Origin of the sequence: Streptomyces griseorubiginosus, assembly GCF_001514195.1 — a bacterium.
GTDB classification, from domain to species: Bacteria; Actinomycetota; Actinomycetes; order Streptomycetales; family Streptomycetaceae; genus Streptomyces; species Streptomyces griseorubiginosus.
Genome location: NZ_KQ948745.1, coordinates 17,576 through 31,544, shown reverse-complemented (window position 1 = coordinate 31,544; position 13,969 = coordinate 17,576). Strand labels below are relative to the sequence as shown.

11 protein-coding genes are annotated in these 13,969 nt (G+C 70.9%); 3 read left to right on the top strand and 8 right to left on the bottom strand.

The annotated features are described in order from the left end of the window. Positions 1–19: 19 nt before the first annotated feature. The 4 genes from AQJ54_RS36820 to AQJ54_RS36805 all read right to left on the bottom strand — a co-directional run bounded on the left by AQJ54_RS36820 (position 20) and on the right by AQJ54_RS36805 (position 5,751). Entirely contained in the window at positions 20–1,621 is a 1,602-nt protein-coding gene (locus AQJ54_RS36820) for an LCP family protein (RefSeq protein WP_062245149.1), read from the bottom strand. A 133-nt stretch (positions 1,622–1,754) separates the two neighbouring features. After that, the gene (locus AQJ54_RS36815) at positions 1,755–3,500 is read right to left on the bottom strand and encodes an LCP family glycopolymer transferase (RefSeq protein WP_063803009.1); all 1,746 of its coding nucleotides are present in this window, start codon (positions 3,498–3,500) and stop codon (positions 1,755–1,757) included. Between the two features lie 153 nt (positions 3,501–3,653). Then, positions 3,654–4,838: an LCP family protein gene (locus AQJ54_RS36810; RefSeq protein WP_062245146.1), complete on the bottom strand. Its 1,185-nt coding sequence runs from the start codon at positions 4,836–4,838 to the stop codon at positions 3,654–3,656. A gap of 178 nt (positions 4,839–5,016) precedes the next feature. Beyond that, complete coding sequence (locus AQJ54_RS36805) at positions 5,017–5,751, bottom strand: TIGR03089 family protein (protein ID WP_062245144.1); 735 nt, start codon at positions 5,749–5,751, stop codon at positions 5,017–5,019. A gap of 129 nt (positions 5,752–5,880) precedes the next feature. Between AQJ54_RS36805 and AQJ54_RS36800 the strand changes: the two genes are divergently transcribed. Continuing rightward, positions 5,881–7,440: a peptidoglycan recognition protein family protein gene (locus AQJ54_RS36800; RefSeq protein ID WP_169808263.1), complete on the top strand. Its 1,560-nt coding sequence runs from the start codon at positions 5,881–5,883 to the stop codon at positions 7,438–7,440. A 121-nt stretch (positions 7,441–7,561) separates the two neighbouring features. Then, positions 7,562–8,644 carry a mannose-1-phosphate guanylyltransferase gene (gene manB, locus AQJ54_RS36795; RefSeq protein ID WP_062029827.1) on the top strand — a complete coding sequence of 361 codons (1,083 nt, stop codon included), beginning with the start codon at positions 7,562–7,564 and terminating at the stop codon, positions 8,642–8,644. 247 nt (positions 8,645–8,891) lie between these two features. On the opposite strand, the gene AQJ54_RS36790 is transcribed toward manB, so the two are convergent. From AQJ54_RS36790 to AQJ54_RS36775, 4 genes are all read right to left on the bottom strand, one after another. Next, the gene (locus tag AQJ54_RS36790) at positions 8,892–9,899 is read right to left on the bottom strand and encodes a DNA-3-methyladenine glycosylase family protein (protein ID WP_062245139.1); all 1,008 of its coding nucleotides are present in this window, start codon (positions 9,897–9,899) and stop codon (positions 8,892–8,894) included. Positions 9,900–9,960: 61 nt separating this feature from the next. After that, the gene (locus tag AQJ54_RS36785) at positions 9,961–11,382 is read right to left on the bottom strand and encodes a coenzyme F420-0:L-glutamate ligase (protein WP_428843818.1); all 1,422 of its coding nucleotides are present in this window, start codon (positions 11,380–11,382) and stop codon (positions 9,961–9,963) included. 5 nt (positions 11,383–11,387) lie between these two features. Beyond that, positions 11,388–12,347 (bottom strand): 2-phospho-L-lactate transferase, encoded by a 960-nt coding sequence (gene cofD, locus AQJ54_RS36780; protein WP_062029823.1) that lies wholly within the window; start codon positions 12,345–12,347, stop codon positions 11,388–11,390. 34 nt (positions 12,348–12,381) lie between these two features. Continuing rightward, positions 12,382–12,891, bottom strand: coding sequence for a cysteine dioxygenase (locus AQJ54_RS36775; protein ID WP_062245133.1), 510 nt, complete (start codon positions 12,889–12,891; stop codon positions 12,382–12,384). A gap of 704 nt (positions 12,892–13,595) precedes the next feature. Here AQJ54_RS36775 and AQJ54_RS36770 point away from each other — a divergent pair. Then, the gene (locus AQJ54_RS36770; protein WP_020137941.1) at positions 13,596–13,859 is read left to right on the top strand and encodes a WhiB family transcriptional regulator; all 264 of its coding nucleotides are present in this window, start codon (positions 13,596–13,598) and stop codon (positions 13,857–13,859) included. The last annotated feature ends 110 nt before the right edge of the window (positions 13,860–13,969 follow it).

Below are 13,969 nucleotides of genomic sequence, written 5' to 3'. Positions count from 1 at the left end.
GACGGGCCGGGCTGTTCGACTACCACTGGTAGACCCCGTACACGGGCATGCACTGCTTGGTGTCCGAGCCGTTGATGGCGTCCGAGTTGGCGGGCAGGTCTCCGGCCTTGGGCGTGGACTGCTTCGGATAGGCGGTGCCGGTGCGCCAGTCGGCGCCCACGACGAGGGTGACCCCGGAGACGTCGGTGGACTTCTTCACCGAACTCAGGGGAATCCCCAGGGACTTGGCGATGCGCTGGGCGTCGCCCTCCAGATCGGCGCTCGGGTAGCGCACGACCGTCCGGTCCTCGGAAAGGCCCGCCGTCGCGTCCTTGGACGCCTGCGTGAAACCTTTCTCCACGAGTTCCTGGGCGAGCACGCCCGCGCGTCCGCTCACCGGGCCGAGGGTGGCGGTGGCGGTGGCGTTCTGCACGACGACCCCGATCCGGTCGTCCGGCGCCGAAGGGGCTTTGCCGGCCTGGTCCTTGACGGTCCTCTTCGCGTCGGACGCCTTGCCCTTGTCGTCGAGGGGCACGTCGTCGCGGAGCATCTCCCAGAGCTTGTCGGCGTTCTTGGCGTCGGGGACGACGTGGTTCTCGTCCTCGGGGTCCGCCAGGTTCGGCATCGTCACCGAGGTGATGCGGTCCGGCGGCACCGACTTGAGCTGGGTGCCCAGGTCGTAGAGCTTCTTCACGGTGCCGATCTCCTCGGACACCTTCAGGGACTTCGTCGCCGCCTCGGCCAGGTCCATCAGGCGCGGGGTGTCGGTGAAGACGTTCTGCTTCGTCAGCGTCCGCATCATCGAGTTCAGGTACATGTGCTGGGCCCTGGCCCGCATCAGGTCACTGCCCCAGGCGTGCCGGGTGCGCAGCCACTGGAGCGCCTCCTTGCCCTTGACCTTGTGGGTGCCCGCCCTCATCTTCAGTCCGGAACCGCCGGGCACCGCGGCCGTCGGCCGGTCCCACACGTTCTGCCGGACACAGACGTTGACCCCGCCGATGGCGTCCGCCATCCGCACCACGCCCGCGAAGTCGATGGTCATCCAGTGGTCGATGTAGACCCCGGTGAGGTTCTGCCAGGTGGCGAGCGTGCAGCCGGCCCCGCCGCGGGCCAGCGAGTTGGTGATGATGGTGTTGGTCGGGGGGAACTTCTTCCCGGTGTCCGGGTCCTGGCACCGGGGGATGTCGACGCGGGTGTCGCGCGGGATGCTCACCATCGCGGCGCTCTTGCGGTCCGCGGACAGGTGGATGAGCATCTGCACATCGCCGCGAGGCGCGTCGCCCCGGTCGTCCCTGCTGCCGCCGAGCTTCACGTTCTCGTCGGAGTTACGGCTGTCCGAGCCGATCAGCAGGATGTTCAGCGGGGTCTGACCGGCCGCGTTCGCCTCGGTCTTCCGCGCCTTGGAGTCGCCGCTGCTGCGCTCGCCCTTGCGGATGTTGCCGTTGAGATGCTCGTAGTAGAGGTAGCCGGCGCCGCTGGCGCCGAGTATCAGCACGGCGAGCGTGACCGCCGACCAGCGCAGCACCCGGTGCTTGCGCCGGACCCCCCGCCGCCCGTGCCGCCCCGGTCTCTCCGGACCCGTCCCCTGGCCGGGCCGGACATCCGTCCGGGCGCCCTCCCCCTGAACACTGCTGTGCGCCATCCCCTGTCTCCCCACCCTCACACCCACGGAACGAACGAAAAGACCTGCTGTACGAGCCGAAATGACCTGCCGTACGAAACAAAAAGGCCTGCCGTACGTCGTGTTAGACGCACAACAGGCCCTTCAGGTCACCTCACTTGGCGCATTCGACCTTGTCGGCCGTGGACTGCTGCACCCCCTCGGGGGCCTTGGTCGCCGTCGTGAAGGACACCCCCGCGCCCTTGAAGTCCTTGCCCAGGGTCAGGGTCATGGTGGGCAGGCCCTGGGAGTTGGTGACGCTCTTGCCGGGCTTCAACTGCGCCCCGGACAGGCCCAGGATGTCCGCGAGGCGGCGCGCCTGGTCGGCCTGGTCGGGCGCGTACTCCAGGGTCGTCTTCGCCTGCGAGGTGCCCGCGTTGCCGGCGTTCTCCGACTTCAGCACGCCCTCCTCGTTCTGGAGGTACTCCAGCTCGGCCTGCGCACTGCCCGCCTGCGCACCGCCGTTGAGGATCCGCACCCGCACCGCGGACGCGGCCGACTTGGTGCCCTTGAGCCGGGCCGCCTCCTCGGCCGCCTCGGCGCTCTTGGACGCGCTGGCCTTCTTCTTGACCTCCGTGAAGGACACGTCGTTCTTGATCATGTCGAACACGGTGGGCGCGGTCGCGTCGTTGAGGACGACCGTCGCCTTCACCTTCTCCGCCGGGTTGTCGACCACCGGCACGGTCGTGAAGGTCAGGTTCTTCACGTTCAGCTTGCCGAGCTCCAGACCGAGGTCCTTCAGCTTGGAGATGCTGTCGAGCTGCGAGTCGACGGTCAGCGCCTTGGTGCCCGCCTCCGCCAGCTTCAGCATCTTCGTCGGGCTGGTGAGCGTGTCGTTCGACTTCAGCTTGCGCATCAGCGCGCTCAGGAACTGCTGCTGGAGCCCGATCCGGCTCAGGTCACCGCCGAAGCCGACCGAGTGCCGGGTGCGCACGAACGCGAGGGCGTCCTCACCGGAGATGGTGTGCGTGCCCTTGGACAGCTTGAGCTTGGAGTCCTTGTCGTCGATGTCCTTGCCCAGGCAGATCTCGACCCCGCCGACCGCCGTGGTCAGCGTCTTGACCGCGTTGAAGTCGGCCACCATGAAATTGTCGGCCTGGATCCCGGTGAGCTCCGTCACGGTCCGCACCGTGCAGCTGGGCGTACGGCCGCCCTGTCCGAGGCTGGTGTTGAAGCGGACGGCGTCCGTGCCCGGGATGACCTTGGTGGAACCGTCCTCCTGCGTGGTCGGGCAGTCCGGCACGTCCACGATCAGGTCGCGCGGAATGCTGAGCGCGGTCGCGTTCGTACGGTCCTTGGAGACGTGCAGCAGGATCGTGGTGTCCGCGTGTCCGACGCTGTTCTTGTCGCCGTAGTTCTCGTTGCCCGCCCCGGTGCGCTTGTCCGTGCCGATCAGCAGGATGTTGATCGCCTTGTCGGTCTGGAAGCCACCGGTGCTCGCGCCGTCGTCGGAGACGGAGGTGATGTTGCTGTTGAGATGGCGGATGTAGAGATATCCGCCGCCCGTGGCCGCGATCAGCACGAAAGCCATCGTGCCGCCGGTCCACAGCAGCGCCTTCTTCGCATTCGACTTCTTCTTGACCGGCCGGCGTCCCCGCCGTCCCGGCAGCGGCTCCTCGGGCGGGGCGCCCCGCCGCCTGCGCGGCGCGGGCACGTCACGGCCCGGCGCCGGGGGAGCGGTCGTACGCCCCGCGGGCGGGCCCGTCCTGCTGGGCGCGGGGGTGGATCTACGGGGACCGGGAACACCCGACTGCGGTGCGGAAGGGTTCAGTCGCAGTTCGTATTCACCGGTGTGCGGGTTGAGTACCCACTGGTCGGCGGGGTCGATGTCGCCCGCCTGCCCACGGCCTTGTGCGTCCATGGTTGCTGAATCCTCCGACGGCCGGATGCACCGGAGCGCTCACCCTAGCCGTCCGATTCGCCGACAGGTTACGGCGGTGATGAATTCCACGTGCCTACAACCGGGCAATCCGCCCATTTGCCTGGACACCGCTCCGCCCCCTTGGGAAATGCTTTACCCGCAGGCGTCCTGGGCGGCCGTGTTGCCGCGGAAGGTGGGCACCCCGCCGACGTTCTCAGATTCTTCATAGGCTTCTTCGTCATGAGAATCTTCTGAAACCTTCGGGGCTTTCTCCGTCACCTTCACCGGCTCATCCTTGCGCAACCGTTCGAAAAGGCGCCGGGCTTCGGGTTCGTCGAGTTGATCGCGATTTGCGTCGTGAACGTACGGCTCCCTCGGCACGGTGAGGAATTGCACCCGCCCCATGGGGATGTCCCGCAGCCCGCGCACGAGTTCGTACAGCCCGCGCAGGCTCGCCAGGTCCGGGTCGGTGGTGAGCGAGGAGGTCGCCGCGTCCAGCACGGGATAGAGCTTGACCGGATTCAGCAGTACGTCATTGCTCTGCACCTTGTGCACCAGCGCCCCGAGAAAGCGCTGCTGGCGATCCATCCGCTCGGTGTCGCTGCCGTCGCCGAGGGACTTGCGGGCCCGTACGTAACCGAGCGCCTCCTCGCCGTCCAGCGTCACCCGTCCCGCCGGAAGCCGCAGCTTGGCGGCCTTGTCGTCGATCGGCTCGGAGAGGCAGACCGTCACCCCGTCCACCGCGTCGACCATGTCCTTGAAGCCATGGAAGTCGACGACCATGTGGTGATCCACCCGAACGTCCGTGAGTCTCTCGACGGTACGGATCGTGCAGGCCGAACCGCCCTTCTGGAAGGCGTGGTTGAACATGTCGAACGCCGGCCGGCTGCGGGTGCCGTCCGGCCGCCGGCAGGCGGGCACGTCCACCATCAGGTCCCGCGGCAGTGACACCGCGGTCGCGGTGTGCCGCCCGGCGGACAGGTGCAACAGGATCGTGGTGTCCGAGCGTTCGGTCCCCGAGTCCCGCCCGTAGCGCGCGTTGCCGTTCCCCGACCGCGAGTCCGACCCGATCAGCAGGATGTTCAGCGCACCCTTCACCAGCGAGGTCGGCCGCTCCTTCTCGTACCGGGCGAGCTCGGCGGCGGCCGCCTCGTCGGGCGTGATGTTCCCGTCGAGCTTGGCGTAGAGGACCCCTCCGACACCGGCGGCGACGAGGACGACCGCACCGGCGCCGACCCCGGCCCCGCGCAGCCACCGCCGCCGACGCCGCCGTACGAGCCCGTCACCGTGAGCCGACACCCCGAGACCGGGCCCTAGGGCACGAGGACTGTCGGTCACGGGTCGGCCCACCCCTCATGGCGTAGGGATCTGTTCCTACGACCATGGCGTGACCGGGGTTCGGGGGAGGCCCGGTACTGCTCCACTCGGGTGACTGCACCCACTAAGGGGGCGCGGGGAACTGCGCGACCAGCCACACGCGACCTGTCTGCCGCCAACCGGTCGCAACCACCCTCTTTCAGCGGCGCACCACACCCACCCGCTCATCCTCGACCCGCTTGGCAAGCCCTTCCTCACCCAACCGCTCCAGATGCCGGCACAACACCACGGACCCCCCGTTGGCGAGCGGCCCGAACAACCCCGCACACACCCCGTCCCACGTGTCGTACGACAACCCCGACAGCACCCGATCCCCCGTCCCCTCCGCCCGCGCCCGCTCCACGACCTCCGCCCCACTGAACTCACGCCCGGCGACGACCAGCGCGGGTTCATCCGGATCCACCGGAGCGAACGGCACGAACCGGTCCCCCTGCCCCGGTACCTCCACGGCGTAGTCGACGAACCCCTCCGGCGGCTGCGGGAACCGCCCGCCCAACGGCCGCAGCGCCAGCGCGACCCGCTCCCCGGAACAGGCCCGGGCCGCCTCCAGGGAATCCGGTCCGCTCACCACGACGTCCGCCGCCGCGGGATCCCCGCCGACGTCCGCGACCACCCCCACCGACGCACACGCCAGCAGCCAGACCGCCGTCTGCCAGTGCGCGGGCAGCAGCAGCACCACCCGGTCGCCGGGCGCCGCGGCGAGGTCGCCCTGGAGGAGGTTCGAGGTCTTGGCCACCCAATTGGCGAAGGTGGCCACGGACAATTCGACGCGTTCGCCCGTGGCGTCGTCGTAGAAGGTCACCAGGGGGCGTCCGGGATCCGCGGCGAGCGCGGAACGCAGCAGGTCGGCAGGGGTGCGATCAGTGGCGTTCACCCGCAGAAGCGTACGCGGGCGCACCGCCGGACGCCCTCGCGCGGGGCCACCGGTTCGGCGCAACAGCACCCGACGGTCCGTCAGTTCCCGGATGGACAGATTTATATGACTATGTCCAAGATCAGGAGCATGCGTGGACTTCTTGCTTCCTCGATCGGCGTCACCTGTGCGGCCGCCCTCGCCCTGCCCCTCACCTCGCCCGCCGCCGCGGCGAGACCGGCGTCCCCGGCATCCGCGAGCACGGCGTTCGCGGGCACGGCATCCGCCAGCACGGCGGCGGGCGCGGAAGCCAGGGGTGCCGCCGACGCCAGGGGTGCCGCCGACGCCCTCCGCGGGGGCCGGGCCCAGGACGCCGCCCAGGCCCCCGGCAGCACCCAGTCGCTGCCCCTCGCGCCCCTCGCCTCCCGCGACCGCACCCTCGCCCCCGCGGCCGCCGAACAGGGCCTGCCCCGCCGGGACGTACGGCACTTCTCCCTCGTCGGCGTCGTCTGGAACGACCCGGACACCGTTCTGCACGGCAGTGTCCAGGTCCGCACCCGCGCCGTCGGCGCCGACACCTGGTCCGGCTGGCAGGACCTGGAGACCCACAACGACGACGCCGCCGACCCCGGCACCGCCGAACGCACCTCCGGCCGCGTCCACGGCGCGACGGCACCGCTGTGGGTGGGCGACTCGGACGGCGTGGAGGTGCGCGTCCGAGCCGAGGCCGACCGCAGGACCGAGGACACGGCCCGCGGCTCCCGCACGGCGACGGCGAGCGCCCCCCTCCCGACGGGCCTGCGCCTGGAACTCGTGGACCCGGGCAGCAGCGCCCCGGCACCCGGCACCCGGGAAGCCGCACCCGCCGCCGCCCCGCGCGCCGTCGTCCCCCACGACACGGCCCCCACCGTCGAACCGGGCGCCGGACCCGACGCCGAACCGGCCGCCGACCAGGCCACGCTGGACGCGGACGCGGACGCCGCCAACGCAGGCCTGGCCGCCCCCGGCGCCACCGAGATCCCCGAGCTGAGCCGGGCCCGCACCGAGCGGGAGCTGTTCTCCCTGCGCGCGGGGGAGTTGACGACCCAGCAGCGGGCGAAGCCGTACATCGGACCGCGCCCGCGGATCGTCACCCGGCGTGGCTGGGGAGCCGACGAGAAGCTGCGCGAGCGGTCGTTCGTCTACACGAAGAAGGTCAAGGCGGCCTTCGTGCACCACACTGCGTCCGGCAACGGATACAGCTGTGCACAGGCACCCTCGCTCATTCGCGGTATCTACCGGTACCACGTCAAGAGCATGGGCTGGCGCGACATCGGCTACAACTTCCTCGTCGACAAGTGCGGAAACATCTACGAGGGCCGGGCCGGTGGCGTGGCGAAGGCGGTGCTCGGCGCCCACACCCTCGGTTTCAACACCAACAGCATGGGGATCGCCGTCCTCGGCAGCTACGGCACGACCAAGCCGCCCGCCGCCGCGGTGAAGGCCGTCGCACGGCTGACGGCGTGGAAGCTCGGCCTGTACGGCGCGAACCCGAAGGGCAAGACCTACCTGAAGTCGGGCGGGGGCAACCTCTACCCGAAGGGCAAGAAGGTACGACTGAACGTCATCTCCGGTCACCGGGACGGCTTCGCCACGGAGTGCCCCGGCCGGAAGCTCTACGGCAAGCTCGGATCCACCCGCACGACAGCCGCGCGTTACCAGGGCCGCTGACGATCGCCGGGAGCAGGCGCGTACCGCCGCACACCCGTCGAAGGCACCGCACAACGGTCTGCATACACTTGCCGGTCGAAAGACAGTTCGGGCCGGTCCCGGCAGGAAGCGGAGACAACAGGTGACAGAAGCGATCCTCCTGGTCGGCGGCAAGGGCACGAGGCTGCGGCCCCTCACGGTCCACACGCCGAAGCCCATGGTCCGGGCGGCCGGGGTCCCCTTCCTCACCCATCAGCTGGCGAGAGCGAGAGCGGCCGGGGTCGACCACATCGTCCTCGCCACGAGCTATCTCGCGGAGGTCTTCGAACCGCACTTCGGCGACGGCTCGTCCCTCGGCCTCCACCTCGAGTACGTCACCGAGGAGGAGCCCCTCGGCACGGGCGGCGCGATCCGCAACGTGGCCGCCCGGCTGCACTCGGCCCCCGACGACCCGGTCCTGGTCTTCAACGGCGACATCCTCACGGGTCTGGACATCGGGGCGCTGGTCCGCACCCACGAGGAGACCCGCGCCGACGTCTCCCTCCACCTCACCAAGGTCACGGACCCGCGCGCCTACGGCCTGGTCCCCACCGACGACACGGGCCGTGTCCTCGCCTTCCTGGAGAAGCCGCAGACCCCCGAGGAGATCGTCACCGACCAGATCAACGCGGGCGCGTACGTCTTCCGCCGCTCGGTCATCGACACGATCCCGCAGGGCCGTCCGGTCTCCGTCGAACGCGAGACCTTCCCCGAACTCCTCGCGGCAGGAGCCCACCTCCAGGGCATGGTCGACTCGACGTACTGGCTGGACCTCGGCACGCCCGCCGCCTTCGTCCGCGGCTCGGCCGACCTCGTCCTCGGCCGCGCCCCGTCCCCCGCGGTCCCCGGCCGCTGCGGCGACCGCCTGATCCTGCCCACGGCCAGGGTCGCCGCCGACGCCAAGCTGACGGGCGGCACGGTGGTCGGCGAGGGCGCGTACGTCGCGGAAGGCGCCCGGGTCTCCGGCTCCACGATCCTCCCGGGCGCGGTGATCGAACCGGGCGCGGTCATCACCGACTCCCTGATCGGCACGAGGGCACGGGTCGGCGAACGCTCCGTCCTCACCGGCACGGTCATAGGAGACGGCGCGATCATCGGCCCCGACAACGAACTGCTGGACGGCATGAGGATCTGGTGCGACGCGAGAATCCCGGCGGGAGCGGTCCGCTTCTCGTCGGACCAGTAAGCGCAAGCCCGAGATCCGCCGTTCCGCACAATCCAGCCCCTCCGGCGCTCGCGAAATCCGGCCCTTCCGGCGTTCTCGCCGATCCGGCCCCTCCGGCGTTCCCGCCAATTCAGCCCCTCCGGCGTTTGAGGAGCGGGGGTCCGGGGGCGGAGCCCCTGGAGCCGGGGTCGAAGGGGCGGCAGCCCCTGGAGGATGGGACGGGTAGGGGCGGCGGGGGCGAAAAAAATCCGCCGGCCCCCCACGACCGTCACAACCGCCCGATATCCCCCCGAGTCATCCGAGGCGCCCGCCGCCCCGGCGTACGCCCACTCAACAAGATCAACCGAGCAGCCCGATGCCGCTGCCCCGCATACGGCTCCAACAGCGACAGCATCACCGCATCGTCCGCATCCCGATCCCCCGCAAGCGCAAACCCCACGATCCCCGGCAGATGCAGATCCCCCACGGTCACCGCATCCGCCGCCCCATGACTCCGCTGCACCACCTCCGCGGACGTCCAAGGCCCCACCCCCGGTACCACCTCCAACCGAGCCTGCGCAGCGGCCGGCGCCATCGTCATCGCCTCCTCCAGCCGCGCAGCGACCCGCACGCACCGCAGGATCGTCGACGCCCGCTTGTTGTCGACCCCGGCCCGATGCCACTCCCACGAGGGAATCAGCGCCCAGGTCCGAGGCGCGGGCATCACCCACAGTCGCCCGCCCGCCGCGGGCCCCGGCGCCGGCTCCCCGAACTTGCGCACCAGCAACCGCCACGCCCGGTACGCCTCGTCCGTCGTGACCTTCTGCTCCAGCACGGACGGGATCAACGACTCCAGCACCAGCCCGGTCCGCGTCAGCCGCAGTCCCGGCCGCCGATGCCAGGTGTGCGCCACGATCCGGTGCCGGGGCACGAACGCGGAAGGATCGTCCGCGGCCCCGAGCAGCTCCGGCAGCTGCGAGAGCAGCCACTCGGCCCCGGGCCCCCACGCCTCGCCGCGCACCTCACCGCCGTACACACGGACCCGCAGCGTCCCCGGCCCGATCGGCGTGCGACTGGCCCGCCACACCGACCCGTCCGGCATCGCCCGGAAGGTGGGGTCCCCGGGCCCCCGCCTGAGCGCCCCGAGGACCAGCCCGAGATCGACCGGCCACCCCGGCACCCAGTTCCGCACCAGCGGGGCCTCGACCGGGGCCGGCTCCCGCCGCGGGGCGGGCACGACGACCTCGCCACCGCGCACGGTCGTACGGGTGGGCCGCGGAGTGAAGCGTCCTGCCACGAGTGATGTCCTGAGGTACGAGAGGGGGGAACTGGCGAAGCCCTACGAGACTAGACGCACCTCACCGCACCTCGATGAAACTCCCCGCGTCCCGCTCCGCCCGCGGCCGGGGTTCCTCCGCCGGATGCCCCACCGCCACGGCCCCCATCGGATCCCATTCCTCGGGCAGTCCCAGCACCTCCCGCACGACGTCCCGGCAGAACATCGTGGACGACACCCACGCCGACCCGAGCCGCTCCCCGGCCAGCGCGACGAGGAAGTTCTGCACCCCGGCGCCCGCGGCGACGACGAACATCTCCCGCTCGGCCCCGTCCCGCCGCCCGTCGCCGTAGGTGTGCGAGCCGTCCATCACCAGACAGGGCACGACGAGATAGGGAGCGTTCCGCAGGACGTCCCCCCTGCGCACCCGCTTCGCGATGGACTCCTCCGACTTCCCGTCCCGCCGCAGATCGGCGATCCAGGCGTCCCGCATGGCATCGAGGAGACGGGTACGGGACTCGGAGGACTCCAGCAGCACGAACCGCCACGGCGTGGTGTGGTGCGGCGCGGGCGCGGTGACCGCGAGCGCCACCGCCCGCCGTACGGCCCCGGGGTCGACGGGCTCGTCGGTGAAGGCCCGTACGGTACGTCGCTGGGCCACCGCCTCCCGTACCGCCTCGGAGGTCCCGAGCCGGAACATGTCGTCGCGCGCGTGACGCACCATGGCCCGCGCGCCCTCCCCGGGCTCCCCGGCCACCACGTGCGCCAGTCCGCGCACCACGGCGACGGGCAGCCCGGCGGCCTTGCCCTTGACGAGGTCACCGGCGGCGGCCAGTTCGTCGGCCGTCGCCACCACGGTCGCGCTCAGCGGATTGCCGTACGCGTCCGTCCCGCCCCGCAGGTCGTCCAGCACCCGCACGCCCGCGGCCCCGATCGCGACATCGGTGAGCCCGGCGCGCCAGGGCCGCCCGAAGGTGTCCGTGACGACGACACCGACGTCGACTCCGAGGGCGGCGCGCAGGCCGTCCCGGATCGCCCGCGCGGACGCGTCCGGGTCCTCGGGCAGCAACAGCACGGTCCCCGCGGGGGTGTTGGAGGCGTCCACCCCGGCGGCGGCCATCACCAGGCCCTGCCGGTTCTCCACGATCCTGAGCGGCCCGCGCCGGGCCACCACCCGCACGGTCTCGGCGTCGATCGCGGCCTCCCGGTCGGCGGCCTCGACGATCCGCCCCTCCGCCTTGGACACGATCTTCGAGGTGACGAGGAGGACGTCCCCGTCGGCCAGCCCGGGCTCGGCGGCGGCGATCATCTTGGCCAGGTCGTCCCCACGCTGCACCTCGGGAAGGCCGGGAACCGCCCACACCCGGTAGCCGTCGTCCTGGCCTCGGGCTTCGGCCACGCCATGGGCTTCGCCTTGGCCATGGGCTTCGGCCTGGCCCCGGGCTTCGGCCTGCTCTGGGGCTTCGGCCCGGCCTCGGTCTTCGGCTCCGGCTCCGGCGGACATCGCGCTCACGCCCCGCGCACCTCCTCCGCCAGGTCCAGGGCCTCCCGGGCCATCCGCGCGGTCGCGTCGAGGTCCGTCATCATCAGCGGTACGGCCCGGCAGCGGATGCCGGCCGCCTCGATCCGCTCGACCGCGCCCGCGTCCACGGTGTCGACGAGCCAGCCGTCCAGCAGGCCGGAGCCGTAGTGCTCGGCGACCGCCGCGGCCGTGGACTCGACGCCGACCGCGGCGAGGACCTTGTCGGCCATGCCCCGCACGGGCGCGTCCCCGACGATGGGGGAGAGGCCCACGACCGGCACCCCGGCCTCGGCGATGGCCTCCCGGATGCCGGGGACGGCGAGGATGGTGCCGACCGACACCACGGGGTTGGACGGCGGGAACAGCACGACGTCCGCCTCCGCGATCGCCTCCAGGACGCCCGGCGCCGGCTTGGCCTGCTCCGCGCCCACCGGCACGACCGCGTGGGCCGGCACCGACGCGCGCAGCCGTACCCAGTACTCCTGGAAGTGCACGGCCTTGCGCTCGCCGTCCACCTCGACCGCCACATGCGTCTCGACCCGGTCGTCGGTCATCGGGATCAGCCGCACCCCCGGCTTCCACCGGTCGCACAGCGCCTCGGTGACCGCGCTCAGCGGATAGCCGGCGCCGATCATCTGCGTGCGCACGATGTGGGTGGCGAAGTCCCGGTCCCCGAGCCCGAACCACTCGGGCCCGACGCCGTACGCCGCGAGCTCCTCCTTGAGGTGGAAGGTCTCCTCGGCCCGCCCCCAGCCCTGCTCCTCGTTGATGCCGCCGCCGAGCGTGTACATCACGGTGTCGAGGTCCGGGCAGACCTTGAGCCCGAAGAGGTGGATGTCGTCCCCGGTGTTGCCGATGACCGTGATGTCCGCGTCCGGCGCGGCCTGCTTCAGACCACGCAGGAAACGGGCACCGCCGATGCCGCCTGCCAGAACCACGATTCGCATGGGAGCCAGTCTCGCAGGCGGGTACGACAACGCGTCACGCGGTCACGACGTCCACCTCGTCGTAGGACTCGCGCGCGGTGCAGGCCGTGTACATGGGCATCTCGGTCAGGCCAGGGAAGTAGACGTGCAGGCTCACCGCCGGTTCCAGGGCGTCGTTGACGACCTCGTGCACGTACCCCGGGGCGAACACCCGCTGCGCCCCCGCTCCCAGCGCGCGCGTGCCCCGCTCGGTCCGCTCGGTCAGCACACCCTCCAGAACGGTGAGGACACCGGAGGACGGGCCGTGGTCGTGCAGTCCGCTGCCCTGCCCGGGCACCCACGACAGCAGCCACACCTCGTATCCGGGGCCGGTGCGCAGCCGGTGGTACCAGCGGCTGGTGGCGTCGTACCGGACCAGGTGCGCCCACTGGGAGCGGTCCTCGGCGATGGTGCGGGCCAGACCGGCGAACTCGGCGACGGTGGCCGGGTGCTCGCGCGGGGCCTGGAGGAGATGCGGGACTTCGAGGAGGTCGCCGGCGATCTGGAGGTCGTTGTCGCTGTTCATGGAGTGCGGGGTTCCTCGGCGGAAGAAGTGGGGGCTGGCTGGGTGTCGCGGACCGTCCCGCCCGGATCGCGGGGAGACAGGAATGCCCTGGTGCGGGCGGGGCACTAGCAGCCGAGTCACGGTGGACTCAGGAGCAACCGGAGCGCGTTGGGCTCAACAGCTGCAACAGCAACAACAGCTACGACGAACGGGGGCAGCACCGAGGGACCCGGCGGAGCGGGTCGAGGTGAGTGCCAAGTTCGCGAGCATGCCCACAAGGACAGCGGCTCACACCTCCACTGTCAACTCGACGACCGGGATGTGGGACATGTTTCACCTCATCCGGTCCATCTCCGTGGTGAAAGGTTTGCTCATGCGCTTACCGGGACACATGGCGCACAACCGGGCGCGCGGCCCGTGATCTCCCCCGAGACTTCACGCGCGCGTGCGGAACGAGATCGAACTGATGGGCGTCCTTCCCCGTACAGGCCCCGCAAGGCCTGGCAGGGCTCGGCAGCCCTCCCGGGCCTCAGCTGCTTGTCAAGGTTTATGCCGATTTGAACACTTTCCGCAAGGCCTTGGTTCCGCAGAGTGAATAAGGGGCCCAATAGCAGATCTCGGCTTGACTCGCCCGGAGCAGCACACTTGTAATTTCACTCGTGTCGTTCAGCCGATATCGGTAACGGCCGTCACACGGGGACGCGAAAGACAGACGAGGGGCGCACATGACCGAGACGGTGCAGCAACTGCTGGTCGACGACGCGGACGAGGAACTCGGCTGGCAGGAGCGCGCGCTGTGCGCCCAGACCGACCCCGAGTCCTTCTTCCCGGAGAAGGGCGGCTCCACCCGCGAGGCCAAGAAGGTCTGCCTCTCCTGCGAGGTCCGCTCCGAGTGCCTCGAATACGCCCTCGCCAACGACGAGCGCTTCGGCATCTGGGGCGGCCTGTCCGAACGCGAACGCCGCCGGCTGAAGAAGGCCGCCGTCTGACGCGAGGCAGGCTGCGCGGGACTTCTCTTACGCAACCGAACGGCCCGTCACCCGTGGGTTATCCACAGGGGGCGGGCCGCCGTCTTGCCCAGCCGATAGTGTGGGCGCTC